Source organism: uncultured Stenotrophomonas sp. (assembly GCF_963519125.1).
Classification (GTDB): Bacteria; Pseudomonadota; Gammaproteobacteria; order Xanthomonadales; family Xanthomonadaceae; genus Stenotrophomonas.
On the sequence record NZ_CAUQLJ010000025.1, the window covers coordinates 1 to 19,647 of the forward strand.

18 protein-coding genes are annotated in these 19,647 nt (G+C 67.4%); 9 read left to right on the plus strand and 9 right to left on the minus strand.

The window, feature by feature from the left end; translation table 11 throughout:
* Positions 1–213: 213 nt before the first annotated feature.
* From RYM47_RS16930 to RYM47_RS16940, 3 genes are all read left to right on the plus strand, one after another.
* Complete coding sequence (locus RYM47_RS16930; protein WP_315389418.1) at positions 214–2,892, plus strand: polysaccharide deacetylase family protein; 2,679 nt, start codon at positions 214–216, stop codon at positions 2,890–2,892.
* A 3-nt stretch (positions 2,893–2,895) separates the two neighbouring features.
* A complete protein-coding gene (gene mnmE, locus RYM47_RS16935; protein WP_315389420.1) occupies positions 2,896–4,239 on the plus strand; it encodes a tRNA uridine-5-carboxymethylaminomethyl(34) synthesis GTPase MnmE in 1,344 nt (447 codons plus the stop codon).
* A 185-nt stretch (positions 4,240–4,424) separates the two neighbouring features.
* Entirely contained in the window at positions 4,425–5,474 is a 1,050-nt protein-coding gene (locus tag RYM47_RS16940; protein WP_315389422.1) for a glycerophosphodiester phosphodiesterase, read from the plus strand.
* Between the two features lie 37 nt (positions 5,475–5,511).
* Here the strand turns inward: RYM47_RS16940 and RYM47_RS16945 are convergent, their stop codons facing one another.
* Together RYM47_RS16945 and RYM47_RS16950 are read right to left on the minus strand one after the other, a co-directional pair.
* Positions 5,512–6,282 carry a rhomboid family intramembrane serine protease gene (locus RYM47_RS16945; RefSeq protein WP_315389424.1) on the minus strand — a complete coding sequence of 257 codons (771 nt, stop codon included), beginning with the start codon at positions 6,280–6,282 and terminating at the stop codon, positions 5,512–5,514.
* Positions 6,283–6,381: 99 nt separating this feature from the next.
* Complete coding sequence (locus tag RYM47_RS16950; protein ID WP_315389426.1) at positions 6,382–7,338, minus strand: TerC family protein; 957 nt, start codon at positions 7,336–7,338, stop codon at positions 6,382–6,384.
* A 282-nt stretch (positions 7,339–7,620) separates the two neighbouring features.
* On the opposite strand from RYM47_RS16950, the gene RYM47_RS16955 reads away from it, so the two are divergent.
* Positions 7,621–8,793, plus strand: coding sequence for a class I SAM-dependent rRNA methyltransferase (locus RYM47_RS16955; protein WP_315389428.1), 1,173 nt, complete (start codon positions 7,621–7,623; stop codon positions 8,791–8,793).
* Between the two features lie 81 nt (positions 8,794–8,874).
* Positions 8,875–10,107, plus strand: a complete 1,233-nt coding sequence (locus RYM47_RS16960; protein ID WP_315389429.1) for a dipeptidase — start codon at positions 8,875–8,877, stop codon at positions 10,105–10,107.
* A 50-nt stretch (positions 10,108–10,157) separates the two neighbouring features.
* Here RYM47_RS16960 and RYM47_RS16965 read toward each other — a convergent pair whose 3' ends face one another.
* The 3 genes from RYM47_RS16965 to RYM47_RS16975 all read right to left on the minus strand — a co-directional run bounded on the left by RYM47_RS16965 (position 10,158) and on the right by RYM47_RS16975 (position 13,411).
* On the minus strand, positions 10,158–11,588 hold the full coding sequence (locus tag RYM47_RS16965; protein WP_315389431.1) for an amino acid permease: 1,431 nt from the start codon (positions 11,586–11,588) through the stop codon (positions 10,158–10,160).
* Between the two features lie 204 nt (positions 11,589–11,792).
* A complete protein-coding gene (leuE, locus tag RYM47_RS16970) occupies positions 11,793–12,428 on the minus strand; it encodes a leucine efflux protein LeuE (RefSeq protein WP_315389432.1) in 636 nt (211 codons plus the stop codon).
* Between the two features lie 59 nt (positions 12,429–12,487).
* A complete protein-coding gene (locus RYM47_RS16975) occupies positions 12,488–13,411 on the minus strand; it encodes a LysR family transcriptional regulator (protein WP_315389433.1) in 924 nt (307 codons plus the stop codon).
* An 87-nt stretch (positions 13,412–13,498) separates the two neighbouring features.
* Here RYM47_RS16975 and RYM47_RS16980 point away from each other — a divergent pair, with 87 nt between their 5' ends.
* From RYM47_RS16980 to RYM47_RS16995, 4 genes are all read left to right on the plus strand, one after another.
* Positions 13,499–14,506 (plus strand): zinc-binding alcohol dehydrogenase family protein, encoded by a 1,008-nt coding sequence (locus RYM47_RS16980; RefSeq protein ID WP_315389435.1) that lies wholly within the window; start codon positions 13,499–13,501, stop codon positions 14,504–14,506.
* Between the two features lie 67 nt (positions 14,507–14,573).
* On the plus strand, positions 14,574–15,956 hold the full coding sequence (locus tag RYM47_RS16985; RefSeq protein ID WP_315389436.1) for a DNA recombination protein RmuC: 1,383 nt from the start codon (positions 14,574–14,576) through the stop codon (positions 15,954–15,956).
* Positions 15,957–16,010: 54 nt separating this feature from the next.
* Positions 16,011–16,382 carry a hypothetical protein gene (locus RYM47_RS16990; protein WP_315389438.1) on the plus strand — a complete coding sequence of 124 codons (372 nt, stop codon included), beginning with the start codon at positions 16,011–16,013 and terminating at the stop codon, positions 16,380–16,382.
* 58 nt (positions 16,383–16,440) lie between these two features.
* Positions 16,441–17,001 carry a glutathione peroxidase gene (locus RYM47_RS16995; RefSeq protein ID WP_315389440.1) on the plus strand — a complete coding sequence of 187 codons (561 nt, stop codon included), beginning with the start codon at positions 16,441–16,443 and terminating at the stop codon, positions 16,999–17,001.
* 125 nt (positions 17,002–17,126) lie between these two features.
* On the opposite strand, the gene RYM47_RS17000 is transcribed toward RYM47_RS16995, so the two are convergent.
* Genes RYM47_RS17000 through mlaD form a run of 4 tightly spaced genes read right to left on the minus strand, consistent with a single transcriptional unit; the run spans position 17,127 to position 19,635 of the window.
* Positions 17,127–18,146 (minus strand): VacJ family lipoprotein, encoded by a 1,020-nt coding sequence (locus RYM47_RS17000; RefSeq protein WP_315389442.1) that lies wholly within the window; start codon positions 18,144–18,146, stop codon positions 17,127–17,129.
* A gap of 1 nt (position 18,147) precedes the next feature.
* Positions 18,148–18,462 carry an STAS domain-containing protein gene (locus tag RYM47_RS17005; protein WP_315389444.1) on the minus strand — a complete coding sequence of 105 codons (315 nt, stop codon included), beginning with the start codon at positions 18,460–18,462 and terminating at the stop codon, positions 18,148–18,150.
* Positions 18,452–19,114 carry an ABC transporter substrate-binding protein gene (locus RYM47_RS17010; RefSeq protein WP_315389445.1) on the minus strand — a complete coding sequence of 221 codons (663 nt, stop codon included), beginning with the start codon at positions 19,112–19,114 and terminating at the stop codon, positions 18,452–18,454. Before RYM47_RS17010 ends, RYM47_RS17005 begins: the two co-directional genes overlap by 11 nt.
* Positions 19,111–19,635, minus strand: coding sequence for an outer membrane lipid asymmetry maintenance protein MlaD (gene mlaD / locus RYM47_RS17015; RefSeq protein WP_070208321.1), 525 nt, complete (start codon positions 19,633–19,635; stop codon positions 19,111–19,113). Before mlaD ends, RYM47_RS17010 begins: the two co-directional genes overlap by 4 nt.
* Between the last annotated feature and the right edge of the window lie 12 nt (positions 19,636–19,647).

Consider the following 19,647-nt stretch of genomic DNA (forward strand, 5'->3'; position numbering starts at 1 on the left):
GGGTGGTCAACGGCGGCCTGGGCCTGCTGCAGCAGTGGTGGATGACCAAGCGCCACGGCGGCGACCCGGTGCCGGCCCCCGCCAAGAAGTAAAGCCAGGCTCTGCCCGGCAGCATCACCCGCAAAGCCCGCCTTCCGGCGGGCTTTGTGCGTTTCCAGCGTTAGAATTTCTCCACCCGCGCTTACCGCGCACGCTCCACTCAATGGATTGCCCATGCACCGCGCGCCGTCGCTGTTCCGCTTCACCCTCTCCGCAGTGCTGACCCTGGCCATCGCCGCCTGCGGAAACCACACGGACAGCTCAGCTCCCGGCGCGACAGCCCCCCAGCAACCCAGCGCGCAGGCCGCCGCTGCCGCAGACCCCGCCGCCGCGCCGCTGCTGGCCGCCCTGCAGAAGCAGCTCGACGGCCACCGCCGGATCATCGTGCTGCTCGCTGACGAAGAGAAACAGTCGGCGCGCGACCGCGACACCTCCAGCCGCATCGGCCAGCAGCTGTTCCACGACGGCCTGGAACAGCGCCGAGCGATCGCCGCGCAGTTCGACCAGCTGTTGCGCGGAAGCAGTCCGCAGCGCTTCACGACACTGGGCACGGTGCTGGATTACATCGAATCGGCCCCGGAGCTGTTCGACGCCGACCGCCTGGCCTTCCGCGAAGTGCTGCGCGACGTGCACGAGCGCGTCGGCGCCGACTCTTCGCTGCCGGCGGTGAAGCTGCACCAGCGGATCGGCGAAGACCTCGACGCGCTGGATGAGATCGAGCGCAACTACAACCAGGAAATCACCCGCATCTTCAGCCGTTTCGAGCGCACCCGTGCGATTGAACTCAAGCGCGAGAAGTGGGACGACTACATCGCCCATCTGCACACGCAGTACAGCCGCGACGCGATCCTGCGCGACTTCGGGGTGATCGAGCCCTACCCGATGTCGATGAAGGACAGCGACCGCGAGATCTTCGGCCGCGACCTGCCGCCCAAGACCGTCGTGCTCACCTTCGACGACGGCCCGCACAAGGCCTACACCGATGAAGTGGTCGCCATCCTCAAGCGCTACGACGTGCCCGGCGTGTTCTTCGAAGTGGGGCGCAACCTTGGCGAAGTGCATGGCGACGGCAGCATCAAGCTGGGCCCGATGGCGAACATCAGCCGCAACCTGATGGAGCAGGGCTACGCGGTGGGCAACCACAGCCTGACCCACGCCCAGCTCTCGCGCACCACCGGCGACGCCCTGCGCGAACAGGTGTTGGCCACCGACACCCTGCTCAAGGACGTGGACTCGCGCCGCGCCCCGCTGTTCCGCTTCCCGTATGGCGCACGCAATGCCGAAGGCCTGCAGCTGCTCAACGAGGCGGGGCTGAAGTCGATCATGTGGAACATCGACTCGATGGACTGGGCCGACCCGGTGCCCGAGTCGATCGTGCAGCGCGTGCTCGGCCAGGTGCAGAAGGAACAGCGCGGGATCATCCTGTTCCACGACATCCACGACCGTGCGGTGAAGGCACTGCCGCAGATCCTGGACCGGCTGATCGCCGACGGCTACCAGTTCGCCGGCTGGAACGGCCGGGACTTCACCGTCAGCCGCGCGCGCAATGCCGCCGCCAGCGAAGCCACCGTCACCACCGGCTATGAGAAGTCGTGGGCGATCGTGATCGGCATCGACCAGTACGCCAAGTGGCCGAAGCTGGAGTACGCCAGCCACGACGCGCAGGCCATCGCCGACACGCTCACCGGGCAGTTCGGCTTCCCGTCCTCGCAGGTGATCGTGCTCAAGGATCAGCAGGCTACCCGCAACAACATCCTGGCCGCGTTCCACGACCGCCTGTCCGATGACCGCACCGGCCGCAACGACCGCGTGTTCGTGTTCTTCGCCGGGCACGGCGCCACCCAGCGCCTCGCCTCGGGCCGCGACCTGGGCTACATCATCCCGGTCGACTCGGATCCGAACGCGTTCGCCACCGACGCGATCGCCATGACCGACATCCAGAACATCGCCGAAAGCATGCAGGCCAAGCACGTGATGTTCGTCATGGACGCCTGCTACAGCGGCCTCGGCCTGACCCGCGGCGGCCCGTCTTCGTCGTCGTTCCTGCGCGAAAACGCGCGCCGCAGCGCCCGCCAGATGCTCACCGCCGGTGGTAGCGACCAGCAGGTGGCCGACAGTGGCCCGAACGGCCATTCGGTCTTCACCTGGGTGCTGCTGCAGGCGCTCGCCGGCAAGGGCGACCTCAATGGCGACGGACTCATCACCGGTACCGAGCTGGCCGCCTATGTGGCGCCGGCGGTGTCGGCGGTGTCGCGACAGACCCCGGCGTTCGGCAGCCTGCCCGGATCGCAGGGCGGCGAGTTCGTGTTCCAGGTGCCCGACAGCCAGGAGTACCTCAATGCCGATACGAGCCAGCTGACCGCGGACGCCATCGCGCTCAACAGCAAGGTCGACGCCGCCAAGGAGGCCACGCCGGACAAGGCGCCGGTGACCGTCGCCGACCTGCAGGGTGGCAAGAGCACGCTGGTGGTGCCGGTCGCCGTGCCCACCTCCGACCGCCAGCGCGCACAGCAGGCCAACGACCGCGGCCTGCAGCTGTACCGCGAAAAGCGCTACGACGAATCGGTGGCCCAGTTCACCGAAGCCCTCAAGCTGCGCCCGGACTTCGCCCAGGCCGCCAACAACCTCGGCTTCGTCTATTACCGCCAGCAGCGCTACGCTGAAGCCGCGCGCTGGCTGGAGAACACGCTGAAGATCGACCCGTCGCGCGCCGTAGCCCACCTCAACCTGGGCGACGCGTACTTCAACGCGGGCGACAAGGCCAAGGCGAAGCAGGCCTACACCACCTACCTGGCGTTGCAGCCGCAGGGCAGCGGCCCCGCGCAGGCCCGCGCCCAGCTGGAGAAGCTCTGAGCCATGAACGCGACCACCGAGACCATCGTTGCCATCGCCACCGCGCCCGGCGCCGGCGGCGTGGGCATGCTGCGCGTGTCCGGCCCACAGGCGCTGCGCATTGCCGTGGACCTGGGTTGCCCAAACCTGCAGCCGCGCCACGCGCACTACGCCCGCTTCCGCGATGCGGCCGGCGAGGTCCTCGATGACGGCATCGCCCTGTATTTCCCGAATCCGCGCAGCTTCACCGGCGAAGACGTGGTGGAACTGCAGGGCCACGGCAGCCCGGTCGTGCTGCAGCAGCTGGTGGCCCGTTGCATCGCGCTCGGTGCGCGGCAGGCGCGCCCCGGTGAGTTCAGCGAGCGGGCGTTCCTCAACGGCAAGCTCGACCTTGCCCAGGCAGAAGCCATCGCCGACCTGATCGCCGCCAGCGACACCCGCGCCGCACGTGCCGCTCGCCGCTCGCTGGACGGCGTGTTCTCCCGTCGCGTGGAAGACGCCGGCGAGCAGCTGGTGCGCCTGCGGATCCATGTGGAAGCGGCCATCGACTTCGCCGATGAACCGCTGGATACCCTCGGCGGCGACCAGGTGCGCCAAGGGCTGGGCGAGGTCATGCGCGCGCTGGTCACCCTGCGCGACGACGCCGAACGCGGCCGTCGCCTGCGCGATGGCCTGCACGCGGTCCTGGTCGGTCCGCCGAATGCGGGCAAGAGCTCACTGCTCAACGCCTTGGCCGGCAGCGAACGGGCCATCGTCACCGACATCGCCGGCACCACCCGCGACACCCTGCGCGAAACCATCCGCATCGACGGCCTCGAGCTGACCCTGGTCGACACTGCCGGCCTGCGCGAAGGCGGCGACGCCATCGAACGCGAAGGCATGCGCCGCGCCCGCGCCGAGATGCAGCGCACCGACCTCGCGATCGTCGTGGTCGACGCCCGCGATCCGCAGGCCGGCCACGCCGCCGTGGCCGACGCCATCGCCGACGTCCCGCTGCAGCTGTGGATCCACAACAAGAGCGACCTGCTGGAGACCCTGCCGGCCGACATCGACGCCAACGTCGTGCACGTCTCGGCCGCCACCGGCCAAGGCCTGGAGCGCCTGCACACCCGTCTGCGCGAACTGGCCAGCGGCAGCGCCGGCGACAGCGTGGAAGGTGAGTTCTCCGCCCGCTCGCGCCACGTAGAAGCCATCGCCCTGGCCATCGGCCACGCCGAACGCGCCGAAAGCGAGATGGTGCACGAGCACCTGGAGCTGGCCGCCGAGGAACTGCGGCTGGCGCATGAGGCGCTGGGCGAGATCACTGGGCGGATGAGCGCGGATGACCTGCTCGGCCGCATCTTCTCCAGCTTCTGCATAGGCAAGTAGCGACACGCCATGCGTGTCCTGCATCACCGTTTCTTGCGGCTGTAACACCGGCTCGGCACAATGCCGCACGTCTTTTCCGGCCCTTGCCGCACTGGCGGGGCGGTACCAACAGGGGTGTTGCAGTGTCGAAGTCGTTGTGGGGTTGTGCGTTGCTGTTGTCGCTGGCCGTGGCACCATCGGAGGCCATGAGCGCTGAATCCTCCACACCCGTGTCCCGCAAGGCGGCGGTCTATGGCCACCGCGGGGCGAGCGCGTTGCTGCCCGAACACACCCTGGCGGCCTACGCCCAGGCCATTGCCGACGGTGCCGACTACATCGAGCCGGATCTGGTGATGACCAAGGATGGCGTGTTGGTGTCCCGGCACGAGAACGAGATCAGCGGCACCACCGACGTGGCCGCCCGCCCGGAGTTCGCCAACCGCAAGACCGTCAAGACCATCGACGGCGAGCGTGTGGAAGGTTGGTTCACCGAAGACTTCACCCTGGCCGAGCTGAAGACCCTTTACGTGCGCGAGCGCCTGCCGCAGATGCGCAGCACCGCGTTCGACGGCCAGTTCCGCATTGCCACCCTGGACGAGATCGTCAGCTTTCTGGTCCAGCAGGCCGGCCGCGCCGGGCGCGGGATCGGGCTGGTGCCGGAGATCAAGCACGGCACCTACTTCAAGGGCATCGGCCTGCCGATGGAAGACCTGCTGGTGAAGACCCTGCAGGCCAATCCGTACACGCGCGTGGCGCCGGTGACCATCCAATCGTTCGAGGTCGCCAACCTGCGTTACCTGCGCAGCACGCTGGGCAAGGACAGCAACATCCGCCTGCTGCAGCTGCTGGGCGATCCGAAGCAGCAGCCGGGCGATGTGCTGGCGGCCAAGGGCAGCCAGCGCTATGCCGACATGATCACCCCGACCGGCCTCGACCAGATTGCCGGGTATGCCGACGGAATTGGACCGAGCCTGCGCATGGTGATTCCGCTGGACGCCAGCGGTCGCCTGGGCACGCCGACCACACTGGTGCGCGATGCGCATGCGGCGGGGTTGATGGTGGTGCCGTATACGTTCCGGCCGGAAAATTCGTTCATGGCCGCCGAGTTCCGCAAGGGCGAGGCGAATGCGCGGAATCCGCAGGGGTCGGTGGCGGAGATGCGCGCGTATCTGGCGACCGGGATCGATGCGTTTTTCACCGATGACCCCGCGTTGGGGCGGCGCGCGGTGGATGGGGATTCGAACGCGGCACGGTGATGCGCGGGACACGCCATGCGCGTCCCCAGGCGGTCCATCACCGCTCGTCAGGCCGCCGGAACGGCAACACGACGAAATCCTGCCCCTCGCGCGGCTGCCACAACACCGGCACGCGGTGCGGGGACGGCGGCTCAAGATCGCTGTCGCGCTGTACATCCGATTCGTCTTCTTCCTCCTCCTCCCAGCTGTACAGCTTGCGCGGCGCCATCGGGTCGGACAGGCGGAACAGCAGCGCGCTGATGATGCCGGCGAAGGCGCCGCCCATGTGCGACTGCCAGGACACGCCCGGTTCGTGCGGGAGGATGGTGATCAACATGCTGCCGTAGAACAGGAATGCGATCAGACCCGCGGCAATGGCCGGGCGGTCCCGGCGCAGCAGCCCCAGTACGAACACCAGGAACATCAGGCCGTGGGTGATCCCACTGGCGCCGAGATGGCGGCTGCCTATGTCCCCGAGCAACCAGGCGCCGAGGCCTGAGCCGATCCACAGCAGCGGGAAGGCGCGCAGGGTGGCCTTTGGATAGACGCTGCCTGCCAAAGTGCCAAGGATCAATAGAGCGAAGCTATTGGCGGCCAGGTGCTGGACCGAACCATGCAACAGGGGTGCCCCCAGGATGCCAAGCAGTCCGGCCGATTCCAGCGGCGCCACGGCCCACGGTCGCCAGTCGAAGTGGCCCTGCGCGGTAAACACCGCCACCAGCACCAGCACGAAGGCCAGGCTCAGGTTGAACGCCCGCATCACGCGACCGCGGTCGGTGCGGGGGGAGACCGGCGGCTCGCCGGCGGGCAGGGTCAGGTTGGCGTTCATACCTTCATGGATTGCGCCGCCCCAGGCTGAACACAAGGGCAACGCATCGGGAGAGAGTGGTACCGCCGGCGGGACAATCCCGCCGGCGGCACGCTCGGGTCACGCGTCGCCGGTCTTCGGCGGGTTCTTCAGGCTCAGCACCACGGTGGCGGCAATGATCACGGCGACCACGCCCAGCGAGATCGGGGTCGGGATCTTGAAGATGTCGATCAGCATCATCTTGATGCCGATGAACGCCAGCACCAGGGCCAGGCCGTACGGCAGCAGGTGGAAGCGATCGGCCATGCCGGCCAGCAGGAAGAACATGGCACGCAGGCCCAGCACCGCGAACACGTTGGAGGTGAGCACGATGAACGGGTCGGTGGTGATCGCGAAGATCGCCGGGATGCTGTCCACCGCGAAGATCACGTCGGTGACCGCGATCAGGATCAGCACCGCAAACAGCGGGGTGAACCAGCGCACGCCATCGCGCTTCACGCTCAGCGCGTTGCCGGCGTAGTCCGGCAGCAGGCGCAGGTGCTTGCGCATCCATCGCAGCGCCGGGTTGGTCTCCAGGTCCGGCTCCTGGCCGGCGGCGAACCACATCTTCCAGCCGGTGAAGAGCAGGAAGGCGCCGAACACGTAGAGCAGCCAGTGGAACTTGGTGAGCAGGACACTGCCGGCAAAGATCATGATCGTTCGCAGCACGATGGCGCCAAGAATGCCGATGATCAGCACCTTTTGACGCTGTTCCTCGGGCACGGCGAAGTAGCCCATGATCATCAGGAACACGAAGATGTTGTCGACGGCCAGGGCCTTCTCGACCAGGTAACCGGTCAGGAACTCCAGGCCGACCTTGTTGGCCACCACCTGGCCTGCGGTCTCGTTCAGGTAGTACCAGAGGCCGCCGTTGAAGGCCAGGGCCAGCACGACCCAGCCGACCGACCACCACAGGGCCTCCTTGAAGGTCACCTTGTGCGGGCCGCCATGGCGCATCAGTACCAGGTCGATCAGCAGGGCGATGATCACCACCGCGCCGAAGCCACCCCATAACCACACATTACCGATCGTCTGCATCGTCTTGTCCGTTGAATGAATGAAATGCCTCAAGCCGGGACGGCGAGGACCTGCAACGGAACACCAGGGGGGATCCAGGGACAGAGCTTCGCCATGCGGCGAAGGTCTCGCTCGCAGTCCCCAGCGGTGGGAACTGCCGTTGCACCGGAGCCTGCGGGCTCGAATTGACGGCGACAACGTCTGGGAGCTACTCCCCTTCTGCGGTCGATTCTGGGGGCATGCCGCCCCTGCGTCAAATCGGACAGCCGCCGGACCGGCCCGGTGCCCGGATACAATGGACATATGAACAACCCCACTGCCCCCGTAGTCCGCCTCAAGAACGCCTGGCGCTCCAGCCACCCTTGGATCTTCCAGAAACTGGTCGAAAAGCCCGCCGTCCGGCCCAAGCCCGGTGCCATCGTCGATGTGGTCGGCGTGGACGGGGAGTGGATCGGCCGCGGTTTCTACAACGGCCACTCGCGCATTGCGGTGCGAATCCTGGAAACCGACCAGCGCGTCCCCGTCGATGCCGGCTGGTTCTCGCGGAAGATCGCGCAGGCGGTGTCGTTGCGCCGTGATGTCCTGAAGCTGGACACGGTCTCCGACGCCTGGCGCGTGGTCCACAGCGAGGGCGACGGCCTGTCCGGCCTGGTGGTGGACCGCTACGGCGACCTGGTGGTGGTGGAGTTCTTCGCCGCCGGCATGTTCCGCCACCGCGAGTGGGTGTATGAGGCGCTGCGCGAGCAGTTCCCGGGCTGCCGCTTCCACAGCTTCGCAGACGAACACGTGCAGAAGCAGGAGAGCTTCGACTTCCACGGCAACACCACCACCGAAGCCTCGGTGATCACCGAGTACGGCGTGAAGTTCCGCGCCGACCCGGCCGGTGCGCACAAGACCGGCTTCTTCGCCGACCAGCGCGAGAACCGCCAGTGGTTGAGCCAGGAAGTGGAAGGCAAGTCGGTGCTCGACCTCTGCTGCAACACCGGTGGCTTCGCGGTGTATGCGGCCGCGCGCGGTGCCTCGGACGTGCTCGGCATCGACATCGATGAAGACGTGATCGCCATTGCCAAGGCCAATGGCCGGCTGAACAACGTGCGCCCGCGCTTCGTGCAGTCCGACATCTTCCCGTGGCTGCGCGATGCCGCCAACCGCGGCGAGCAGTTTGATGTGGTGATCCTGGATCCGGCCAAGATGACCCGCGACCGCGACCAGGTGATCACCGCGCTGAAGAAGTACCTGGACATGAACAAGCTGGCGCTGGGCGTGGTCAAGCCGGGCGGCCTGTTCGCCACGTTCTCGTGCACCGGTCTGGTGTCTGAAGAGCAGTTCCTGGACATGCTGCGCCGCGCGGCGTTCTACTCCGGCCGCACCATCCAGATCCTGAAGGTGTCGGGCGCCGGTCCGGACCACCCGTTCATGGCGCACGTGCAGGAGTCGCGTTACCTCAAGGCAGTCTTCTGCCGCGTCGTGGATTGATCTGCGGTAGAGCCACGCAGGGCGTGGCTCTACCACCGCAGTGCGCTATGGTCTGACGTTTCCCAACCTTGGTGAGGCGTCATGACCGTACGTGTTCTGTCGTTGCTGGTGTCGTTGGCGCTCACCGCGCCGCTGTCCGCCCAGGCCATCGAGTTCAGCGCGCAGGAGCTCGCGCGCGCTGCAACCCTGCAGAAGAAGCTGCTAACCCTCGACAGCCACCTCGACACGCCGGCCAACTTCCACCGCGAAGGCTTCGACATCGCGCAGCGGCACGACCACAACGCGCTCTCGCAGGTAGACCTGCCACGCATGCAGCAAGGCGCGCTGGATGGCGGCTTCTTCGCCATCTACACCGACCAGGGCGACCGCAGCGCGGAAGCGCACACGCATGACCGCGACGCCGGCCTGCTGCGCCTGATGGAAATCCGCGAAATGCTGGCGGCGCACCCGGACACCTTTGCACTGGCGTTGACCGCAGCCGATGCGGCGCGGATCAAGCGCGACGGCAAGCGCGTGGTCTACATCAGCATGGAAAACGCCAGCCCGCTGGTGGATGACCCCTCGCTGCTCAGCTTCTATCACGCGGCCGGCTTGCGCCTGCTCAGCACCGTGCACTTCGCCAACAACGAGTTCGCCGATTCGGCCACCGACGAAAAGGGTGCCGAATGGAAAGGGCTGAGTCCGGCCGGCAAGGCGCTGGTGGACGAGGCGGTACGGTTGGGCATCGTCATCGACCAGTCGCATGCGTCGGATGCGGTGTTCGACGACCTGATCCAGCGCATGCCGGTGCCGTTCGTGCTGTCGCACAGTTCGGCCAAGGCGATCTACAACCACCCGCGCAACCTGGATGATGCGCGCTTGAAGCAGCTGGCGAAGGCGGGCGGGGTGATCCAGGTCAACGCGTATGGCGGTTACCTGATCGACACCGGCAAGACCGATGCGCGGAAGCAGGCCGAAGAAGCGGTGATGAAGAAGATCGGCGCAGGGTACGACGCGTTGAGCATGGCCCAGGGCGTGGCCCTGAAGAAGGGCCTGGCCGAACTGGACGAGCAGATGCCGTTGCGAAAGGCCACCCTCGACGACTTCTTCGCCCACTTCGAACACATCCTGGGCGTTGTCGGGCCCGAGCACGTGGGCATCGGGCTGGATTGGGATGGCGGTGGCGGCCTGGCCGACCTGCAGGATGTCAGTGCACTGCCGAAGATCACCGCGTGGCTGTTGCGAAAGGGCTACAGCGAGAAGCAGATTGCCGATATCTGGGGCGGCAACCTGCTGCGGGTGATGCAGCAGGCGCAGGCGTACAAGGCGCCATGACGCCTACCGCGCCGTAGAGCCGGGCTCTGCCCGGCTCCACGCAGTGCCGGTCAGCGGCCGATCAGCGCATTCCGGCGGCTGTACAGGAAGTACACCGCCAGGCCGATCGCGTTCCAGATCAGGAAGTACTTCTGGGTGCTGTGCGGCAGGCTGATGAACAGGTAGATGCAGCCCAGCGCCGCAGCGGGGCCGACGATCCAGGCCAGCGGAGTTCGGAAGCTGCGCTTCGCGTCCGGTGCACGACGGCGCATCACCACCAGGCAGATGCCGACCGCAGTGAACGCGGCCAGGGTACCGGCGTTGGCCAGCGCGGCAATTTCATCCAGGCGCGCAACACCTGCCAGCGCCGAGACCAGCAGGGCACTGAACAGCGTGGTCGCCACCGGGGTGCCGGTGCGCTTGTTCACGGCCGACAGGCCACGCGGCAGCAGGCCGTCGCGGCCCATGACGAAGAACACCCGGCTCTGGCCGAACAGGAAGGCCAGCAGCACGGTCGGCAGGGCGACGATGGCGACGATGCCGATCACCAGTGCGGCTTCCGGTTGACCCAGCTGGCGCATGATCAGCGCCAGCGGCTCGGCGCTGCTGCCGAATACCGCGTAGCTCATCGCGCCGATCGCACCCAGCGCCACCAGCATGTAGACGATGGTGCAGCCGACCATGGAGCCGATGATGCCGATCGACAGGTCGCGGCCCGGGTTCTTGGTTTCCTCGGCCGCAGTCGAAATCGCATCGAAGCCGTAGAACGCGAAGAAGATGATCGCCGCCGCGGCCATCACGCCGCGCTCGATGCCGTCCGGGCCCATCGTCTTGGCGAAGCCATACGGCATGAACGGCTGCAGGTTGGCCGGATCGAAGGCGGGCAGGGCCACGGCCACGAACACCGCCAGCGCGATCAGCTTCAGCACCACCAGGATGGCGTTGAGGGTCGCGCTTTCCTTGGTGCCCAGCATCAGGCCGCCGGCTACGATCCAGGTAATGATCACGGCCGGCAGGTTGAACATGCCGCCATCCACATGCGGACCGGCCGACAGCGACGCCGGCAGGCGGATGTCGATGCCCATCTGGGTGTGCACCCATTCCAGGAAGCCGACGAAGTAGCCGGACCACCCGACCGCCACGGTACTCACCACCAGCGAGTACTCCAGAATCAGGCTCCACCCCACCACCCAGGCGAAGATCTCGCCCAACGCGGTGTAGCTGTAGGTGTAGGCGCTGCCGGCCGCCGGCATCATGGTGGAGAGCTCGGCGTACGACAGCGCGGCGCAGGCGCAGACCGCGCCGGCGATGGCAAAGGAGATCAGCACCGCCGGGCCGGCCAGGTTGGCGCCCACGCCGATCAGGGTGTAGATGCCGGTGCCGACGATGGCGCCGATCCCCATGGCGATCAGGTGCGGCCAGCTCAGGGTGCGGACCAGGCTCCTGCCGGCTTCATGGACGGTGACGGAATCGAGCGACTTGCGCCGTAGCAGCGATGACATGGAACCTCACAGGGTGACTGGTATCGACAATTTCCCGAGTGTGACCGAACGCGGCGCAGCATTACTACTGCCGGGCGTCGCGAATCGCTTGACGATCATTTCAAATGACCCGGTTTGACGAATCCGGCACAACCGAACGGGCCGCTTGCGATCCAGCGGGCCTGCTGCGCCGCGTGGGTGTCGCGCCCAACCACGGCGCGCTGGTCAGCCGTTCAGGCCCAGCCGCACGCCGAACCCAATGAGGAACACCCCTGCCACGCGCTTCAGCACCACCCCGACCCGCGGGTGCTGGATGATCCTGCGCCGGAGCAGGTTGCCCACTCCGATCAGCACCGAGCAGTACGCCAGGCTCAGCACGAAGATCAGCACCGCCATGGTCGCGAAGGTCAGCACGCCCTTGTGCCGGGCCGGATCGATGAACAACGGCAGGAACGCCATGTAGAAGATGATTGCCTTCGGATTGAGCAGGCTGATCAGGATCGCCTGGCGGAAGTAGCGGCCCGGCTGCAGGCGGATGCCGCCGCCGTCGCCCTCTTCAGCGCCGGCGCGGGCCGGACGCAGCAGGCCGATGCCCACCCACACCAGGTAGGCCGCGCCCAGGTACTGCACCGCGTGGAAGACCAGCGGATTGGCGCGGAGCAGGGCGGCCACGCCGGCCACGGCCAGCCACATCAGGATCTGGTCGCCCAGCAGCAACCCGAACAGCGCGGTGTAGCCGCCGCGCACGCCGCCGCGACCGGTGGCGGTGAGCAGGGTGAAGGTGCCCGGACCGGGCAGCGCCAGGAACACCAGCACGGCAACGACGAAGGTCCACAGGTCCTGGATGCCCATCCACGGCATGGCGGCGACTCGACAACGGGGGGCGCCATTGTCGGCTACCGGGCGCCGCCGGGACAGCGCTACGTGGCGTGCCCGGGCAGATCCGCCAGCATCGGCGCAAGACGCTGCACGCACAACGCATGCAGCTGGCGGATTGCCGGCGAAAACTGCTTGCGGTGCGGGCACACCAGATTGAGCGGCAGGCTGTCGCCTGTGCCCCCCATCAGCACCTGCAGGCGCCCGGCGCGCACGTCGTCGCACACATCCAGCCACGACTTGAACACGATCCCTTCGCCGGCCACCGCCCAGCGCCGCACCACGTCGGCGTCGTCGCATACCAGCGGGCCGCGCACGGGTACCACCACGCGCCGGCCGTCCTGTTCGAAGCTCCAGCGGTCATACGGGCGCCCGGCCAGCTGGTAGACCAGGCAGTGGTGGTCCTTCAATGCATCCAGCTCGGTGGGCGTGCCATGCCGCTCCAGGTAACCGGGCGACGCCACCAGCACGCGCCGGTTACCGGGCAGCAATGGCAGCGCTACGTAGCTGGCAGTATCGAAGCGACCCAGCCGGAAGGCGATATCCACCGGGTCGCGGAACACGTCGGCGACCTGGTCGGAGAGCAGCAGGCGCAGCTGCAGCTTGGGGTGCGCCGCGCGGAACTCGGTCAGCCAGGGCAGCAGCACGTTGCGGCCCAGGTCCGACGGTGCCGCCACCTGCAGCACGCCGTGCAGCTCGGCCTCGTCGCCGCGCACCCGGGCCTGGCCTTCGTGCAGGGTAGCGAGCATGTCCTGCGCGTAGGGCAGGTACAGCACGCCTTCGGCGGTCAGGCGCAGGCTGCGGGTGGAGCGTACGAACAGGCGCAAGTCCAGTTCGCGCTCGAGCCGGGCGACGGCGGCTGCTACCTGGCCGGGCAGCAGATCGGCCTCGCGCGCTGCATTGGAGAAGCTGCCGAGCGCGGCGGTACGGGCGAACAGATGCAGATCCTCGAAACGGACCATTTTCATTCCAGCAGTGAAAGTGCTGCTGCATTCTGCGCCTTTCCGAAGGGGCCCGGCCGCGCCACCCTGAGCGCCTTACCCAAGGACTTCCCCATGAAAGCCATCGCCTATACCCAGCACGGCCTGCCCATCACCGACCCGGCCGCCCTGGTCGACATCGACCTGGCGGTGCCCACACCCGGTCCGCGCGACCTGCGCGTGCAGGTGCGGGCGATCTCGGTCAACCCGGTCGACACCAAGGTGCGCAAGGGCGCGGCCGTGTCCGAGCCGCGCGTGCTGGGCTGGGACGCGGTCGGCGTCGTCGATGCGGTGGGCAGCGACGTGACCCTGTTCCAGCCCGGCGACGCCGTCTTCTACGCGGGGGATATCAACCGTCCCGGCAGCAACGCCGAGTACCAGCTGGTGGACGAGCGCATTGTTGGCCGCAAGCCGGCCCGCCTGGACGATGCCGCCGCCGCTGCGCTGCCGCTGACCGCGATCACCGCCTGGGAACTGCTGTTCGACCGCCTGCGCGTTGCCGAAGGCGGTGGCGAGGGCCAGACCCTCCTCGTGATCGGCGCGGCCGGCGGGGTGGGCTCGATCCTGGTGCAGCTGGCGCGCCAGCTGACCCGGCTGACCGTTATCGGCACCGCCTCGCGGCCGGACAGCCAGGACTGGGTGTACGCACTCGGCGCGCACCATGTGATCGACCACAGCCAGCCGCTGGCCGAAGGCCTGGCCCGGATCGGGTTCGAGAGCGTCAGCCACGTGGCCAGCCTGACCCACACCGATCAGCACTACGCGCAGATCGTCAGCGCACTGGCCCCGCAGGGCCACCTGGCCCTGATCGACGATCCCGGCCAGCTCGATGTGATGGCGCTCAAGCGCAAGAGCCTGTCGCTGCACTGGGAGTCGATGTTCACCCGCTCCAGCTTCGGCACCCCTGACCTGCAGCGCCAGCACGACCTGCTCAACCGGGTCGCCGACCTCGTCGATGCCGGCGTGCTGCGTACCACCCTGGGCGAAAACTACGGGCGCATCGACGCGGCCAACCTGCGTCGCGCGCACGCCCTGATCGAATCCCACCGGGCGGTCGGCAAGCTGGTGCTGGAAGGCTTCTGAGCGCAGCAGCGGCACCTGCGGCCGGGCTGGCTCAGCGAATGAGACCGGCTCGGCCTACACTTCCGCCATGCAACCTGAATTCCTCATCCTCGGCGGCCTGCTGTGTGCCGTCCTCGTGCTGCAGCTGGTGTCACTGCTGCGGCGTTCCAACCATGGCGAGCTTGAGCAGTCCCTGCGCGAAGAAGCCCGGACAGGGCGCAGCGAGCTGCGCGAGCAGCTGGAAGGGCTGGGCCGGCAGCAGGATGCCCGGCTGGAATCGTTCGCGCGCGCGCTGACCGACCTGTCCACGCGTACCGACCAGCGTCTGGACCTGCTGCGCGACGCGCTGGGCGAAGACGCGCGCAAGGCGCGCGAGGAAGCGGCCGTGACCCAGCAACGTTCGGCCGAGTCGCTGGGCCAGCGCCTGCAGGACATGACCCAGCGCAACGAACTGCGCATCGGCGAAATGCGAGCCACGCTGGAGCAGCAGCTGAAGAATCTGCAGAGCGACAACGCCGAGAAGCTCGACCAGATGCGCGTCACCGTGGACGAGAAGCTGCAGACCACCCTTGAAGCGCGCCTGGGCGCGTCGTTCCAGCTGGTGTCCGACCGCCTGGAACAGGTGCAGCGAGGCCTCGGCGAAATGCAGCAGCTGGCCACCGGCGTGGGCGACCTCAAGCGCGTGCTGACCAACGTCAAGAACCGCGGCAGCTGGGGCGAGGTGCAGCTCGACAACATCCTGGAGCAGACTCTCACCCAGGAGCAGTACGCACGTGGCGTAAAGGTACGTCCGGACAGCGGCGAAATGGTCGACATCGCGGTGCGCCTGCCCGGGCGCGGCCACGAAGACACGCCGGTGTGGCTGCCGATCGACTCCAAGTTCCCACGCGAAGACTACGAACGCCTGCTCGATGCGCAGGAGCAGGGCGATGTCGACGGCGTACGCGTGCAGGGCGCGCAGCTGGAACGCGCGATCCGCATCCAGGCCAAGTCGATCTGCGACAAGTACATCGTGCCGCCGCACACCACCGACTTCGCGGTGATGTTCCTGCCGACCGAAGGGCTGTATGCCGAAGTCATCCGGCGCCCGGGCCTGGTCGACCTGCTGCAGCGCGAACACCGCGTCGTGGTGGCCGGGCCGACCACGGTCACCGCACTGCTCAACAGCCTGCAGATGGGCTTCCGTACACTCGCCATCGAACAGCGCTCCAGCGAAGTGTGGAGCCTGCTGGGTGCGGTCAAGAGCGAGTTCGGCAAGTTTGCCGGCATCCTGGAAAAAGCCGAGAAGCAGATCAGCACCGTCGGCAAGAGCCTGGGCGAGGCGAGCCGCAAGACGCGTACCATCGAGCGACGCCTGCGCGGCGTTGAGTCGCTGGGCAGCGAGCAGACCGAGCAGCTGCTGGGCGGCATCGGCCTGGGTGCACCGGATGAGGATGAGCCCGCAGACGACGCAGCCACCACGCAGGACTGACATCGGCAGTTGCTACAGTGTGCGGCCATGCTCTTACCTGCCAGGAAATAGTCGATGCGCCTGACCGTGATGCTCTCCTTGTTGTTGATGCTGGCCGGCTGCAGTACCGCGCCGGGAACCGACCGCGCCGCACCTGCGCCTGCAGGTGATGCAACTGCCGAAGCGGCGTCGTGCGCGGCTTCGGGTGGCGAACTCAAGCCGCTCGGTCGGCTGCAGCGCGTGCAGTGCGTCGTGCCCTATGCAGACGCCGGCAAGACCTGCAGCGCCAAGTCGGACTGCACCGGGCAGTGCCTGGCAAACGGTGAGACGGAGATTGCAGCAGGCACCACAACCACCGGCATCTGCCAGACCGACGTCAGCCAGAACTTCGGCTGCCGCCAGCGCATCGACGGTGGTGTAGCCCAGGGCACGATCTGCGTCGATTGATTTCGCCTTTCCGGGGCACATATTCCATGTGCCCCTTCCACACTGCACAGGATCACCCGTGAGCCAGACCGTCTACGACATTCCCGTCTCCACCATCGAAGGCCAGCCCAGCGCCCTCGCCGACTACCGCGGCAAGGTGCTGCTGGTGGTCAACGTGGCTTCCAAGTGCGGCCTGACCCCGCAGTACGAAGGCCTGCAGGCCCTGTACGCCGACAAGCAGGCTGCAGGCCTGGAAGTGCTGGGTTTCCCGGCCAACAACTTCCTCGCCCAGGAGCCGGGCAGCGAAGCGGAGATCCAGCAGTTCTGCCAGCTGGAATACAACGTCAGCTTCCCGATGTTCGCCAAGGTCAGCGTGGCCGGCGACGACATCCATCCGCTGTACCAGCAGCTCACCCAGGCCCAGCCGGTCGCCACCGGCGAAGGCCCGATGCGCGAAAAGCTGCAGGGCGCGGTCGCCAAGTACCCCGACCTGGTGGTCAACCCGGCCCCGGGCGTGCTGTGGAACTTCGAGAAGTTCCTGGTCGGCCGCGACGGCCAGGTGATCGCCCGCTTCGCCCCCGACGTCCCGGCCAACGACCCGCGCCTGCTCGCCGCGATCGAAGACGCGTTGGCCGAGTGAGGCGCATCCGCTGGAGGAGAGCCCCCTTCTTGTTGAAGGGGGCGCGCCAACGGCGCGGGGTTAAGGCGGCATGCGAAGGCAATTGATTGAAAAAAAACCCCGCGTGAGCGGGGTTCTTTTTTCGGTCAATTGCCCCAGTTGGGCATCGGCATCGCGTCGACCGGGATCGGGGCGGTGTCGTCTGCATCCTTGCCGCGTTCGCGGGGACCGCGCAGGTCGTTCACGATCTGGTAGTTGCGGCGCTGCAGCCAGGCATCGCGGGTCAGCGCGTACTCATCCACGGCGTTGTCGCGGATGTCGTCCAACGCCAGCAGCTGCGAGCGCATGTCCACCAGCTGCAAGCCCTGCAGCGGGATGCGGATGTTGTCCTGCTCGATGGTCCGGATCGGCGAGAGCGGGATGTCGCCGGCCAGGCCGAACACGTCGCGCACGGTACGCGGGCCGAAGAACGGCAACTCTACATAGCGCGAGCTGCGCCAGCCCCAGGCACCCAGGGTCTGGCCAAAGTCCTCGCTGCGACGCGGCACCTGCCCCGCGCTGGCCGGGTCCCAGAGGCCGCCGATGCCCACCGTCGTGTTGATGATGAACCGCCCCAGGCTGTCCCAGGCGTCGCCCGGGCGACCCTGCAGCAGCTGGTTGGTGATGGTCACCGGCGCACGCAGGTTGCTGAAGAAGTTGCTGACACCGGTCCGTGCGAAGCGCGGCACCACGTTGGTGTAGGCGGTCGCCAGCGGACGTGCGATGGCGCGGTCGACCACGTTGTTGAAGGCATGCACGCGGCGGTTGAAGCCTTCCCACGGGTCGTAGGCCGAGGTCGACGCCTCGGCGCCGTCGGCGTTGGGCGTCGGGCCGCCGTAGAGCGCTGCGAAATCATCTTCGGCGCCGGTCGGTGCTGCGCCGGCGGCAGTCGGTGCAGTCCCATCGGCAGCAGCGGCGTCGGACGTGGTTGCGACCGGTGCAGCGACCGTAGCCGGGGCCGATGCGGGCTCTGAAGCAACACCGTCGGCCACCGGGGCCGCAACATCGGTCGCCGCAGCGGGTGCCACGGCGACGCTGGCCGGTGCACTGTCGCGGGCCGGCTTGGCCGCGCAGGCGCTGAGCGCCAAGGCCAGCAGGAGAAGGGAGGCAGTGCGTACGACGTTCATGTCAGCTCGCGGCAGTAAGGGCATTGAAATCCAGGGACGGCGCCAGCCGGTAAGCGGCGCTGAGTTCGTTGAAACCGGCAGGGCTGCCATGGACCACCAGCGTACGCCCGTCGTCGCGCGCGCGCGCAGCCAGTTCGGCCAACAGCGCCAGGCCGGCGCTGTCCACCCGCGTGACTGCGTTCAGGTCCAGCTGCAGCACGTTGTCGGGCAGGTCCTTCAGCTTCGACCACAACGCCACCACGGCGTCGCGGTCGAGCACGCCGTCGAGCAGGACGCGCGAACCGTCGATCCGCGCGCTGGCGCTGTTACTTGCCATTGCCTGCCGGCCCGGCCTGCATGGAACCGGTACGCAGTTCCTTGGCCACTTCCTGGATGCCCTTCTGGCGCAGCGGCGCGTCGAACTGGGTGCGGAAGGTCTGCACGTAGGAAATGCCTTCGATGGTCACATCGAAGATTTTCCACTGGCCGTTGACGTTGCGCATCATGTACTCGACCGGGGTGGTTTCGCTGCCGGAGCGCTTCAGCTCGGTGGATACCTTCACGCCGCGGTTGCCCGGCAGCGGTGCTTCGCCCTTGAACTGGAAGGTCGGGTTGCCCTGGATGGTCAGCAGCGCCGAGCCGTACCGCTGCATCAGGTTGTCGGCCATGGCGTCGGCGAACAGCTTCACGTCCGCGTCGGAGGCGCCGCGCGCGTTGGCGCCCAGCACCAGGCGGGCCGCGTAATCGCGGTCGAAGGTGCGGTTGAGTTCGCTGTCGATGTAGCTGCGCAGCGCGGTCGGGTTCTTGGTGAACTCGGCGCGGCGCTGCTGCAGCGTGGCGAGGATGCGCGAGCTGGCATCCAGCACGGTCTTGCCGGCCGCGCTCTGGGTGGCTGCCGCCGCCGCCTGGGTCGGCTGGGCAAAGGACAGCGAGGGCAGGGTGGCGAGCAGGGCCGAAGCGAGCAGCGCCGGAATCAGGGTCTTTTTCATTTCTGCGGTTCCGTTGCCGGCGCGGCTGCGCCGGGAGCATCCTGGGAAGCGGCGCCGGCATTGCCGGGGCCACTGAACATGTACTTGCCAACCATCTGGATCAGGTCCACGGCCGGTTGGGTGAAGACGATCTCGTCGCCGGACTTCAGCACGTCCGGATCACCACCCGGCTGCAGACCGATATAGCTTTCGCCAAGCAAACCGCTGGTGAATATGCCGGCGGAGGTGTCGGCGGGCAGGTCCTTGAACTTCGGATCCAGCTTCAGCGTCACGATCGAATCGAAGCGGGTCGGGTCCAGGTCGATATCGCCTACCTGGCCCACCACCACGCCGCCGATCTTGACCGGCGCCTGCTTGCGCAGCTGGCCGATCTGGGTGAAGCGGGCTTTCAGTTCATAGCCTTCGCTGCCGAACCCCCAGCGCTGGTTGGTGGACGCCATCGCCAGCACCAGCAGCGAGGCCAGCGCCAGCAGCAGGAAAGCGCCGACGGAAAATTCGAGTCTGGGACCGCGGATGGCCATGTTCATATCACC

Coding starts and splice junctions, on each gene's coding strand:
- mnmE (WP_315389420.1), top strand. CDS start 2,896: ATGAACGCGACCACCGAGACCATCGTTGCCATCGCCACCGCGCCCGGC.
- RYM47_RS16990 (WP_315389438.1), top strand. CDS start 16,011: ATGCGCCTGACCGTGATGCTCTCCTTGTTGTTGATGCTGGCCGGCTGC.
- mlaD (WP_070208321.1), bottom strand. CDS start 19,635: ATGGCCATCCGCGGTCCCAGACTCGAATTTTCCGTCGGCGCTTTCCTG.
- RYM47_RS17010 (WP_315389445.1), bottom strand. CDS start 19,114: ATGAAAAAGACCCTGATTCCGGCGCTGCTCGCTTCGGCCCTGCTCGCC.
- RYM47_RS16955 (WP_315389428.1), top strand. CDS start 7,621: ATGAACAACCCCACTGCCCCCGTAGTCCGCCTCAAGAACGCCTGGCGC.
- RYM47_RS16960 (WP_315389429.1), top strand. CDS start 8,875: ATGACCGTACGTGTTCTGTCGTTGCTGGTGTCGTTGGCGCTCACCGCG.
- RYM47_RS16940 (WP_315389422.1), top strand. CDS start 4,425: ATGAGCGCTGAATCCTCCACACCCGTGTCCCGCAAGGCGGCGGTCTAT.
- leuE (WP_315389432.1), bottom strand. CDS start 12,428: ATGCCGTGGATGGGCATCCAGGACCTGTGGACCTTCGTCGTTGCCGTG.
- RYM47_RS16965 (WP_315389431.1), bottom strand. CDS start 11,588: ATGTCATCGCTGCTACGGCGCAAGTCGCTCGATTCCGTCACCGTCCAT.
- RYM47_RS16945 (WP_315389424.1), bottom strand. CDS start 6,282: ATGAACGCCAACCTGACCCTGCCCGCCGGCGAGCCGCCGGTCTCCCCC.
- RYM47_RS17000 (WP_315389442.1), bottom strand. CDS start 18,146: ATGAACGTCGTACGCACTGCCTCCCTTCTCCTGCTGGCCTTGGCGCTC.
- RYM47_RS16985 (WP_315389436.1), top strand. CDS start 14,574: ATGCAACCTGAATTCCTCATCCTCGGCGGCCTGCTGTGTGCCGTCCTC.
- RYM47_RS16980 (WP_315389435.1), top strand. CDS start 13,499: ATGAAAGCCATCGCCTATACCCAGCACGGCCTGCCCATCACCGACCCG.
- RYM47_RS16930 (WP_315389418.1), top strand. CDS start 214: ATGCACCGCGCGCCGTCGCTGTTCCGCTTCACCCTCTCCGCAGTGCTG.
- RYM47_RS16950 (WP_315389426.1), bottom strand. CDS start 7,338: ATGCAGACGATCGGTAATGTGTGGTTATGGGGTGGCTTCGGCGCGGTG.
- RYM47_RS17005 (WP_315389444.1), bottom strand. CDS start 18,462: ATGGCAAGTAACAGCGCCAGCGCGCGGATCGACGGTTCGCGCGTCCTG.
- RYM47_RS16975 (WP_315389433.1), bottom strand. CDS start 13,411: ATGAAAATGGTCCGTTTCGAGGATCTGCATCTGTTCGCCCGTACCGCC.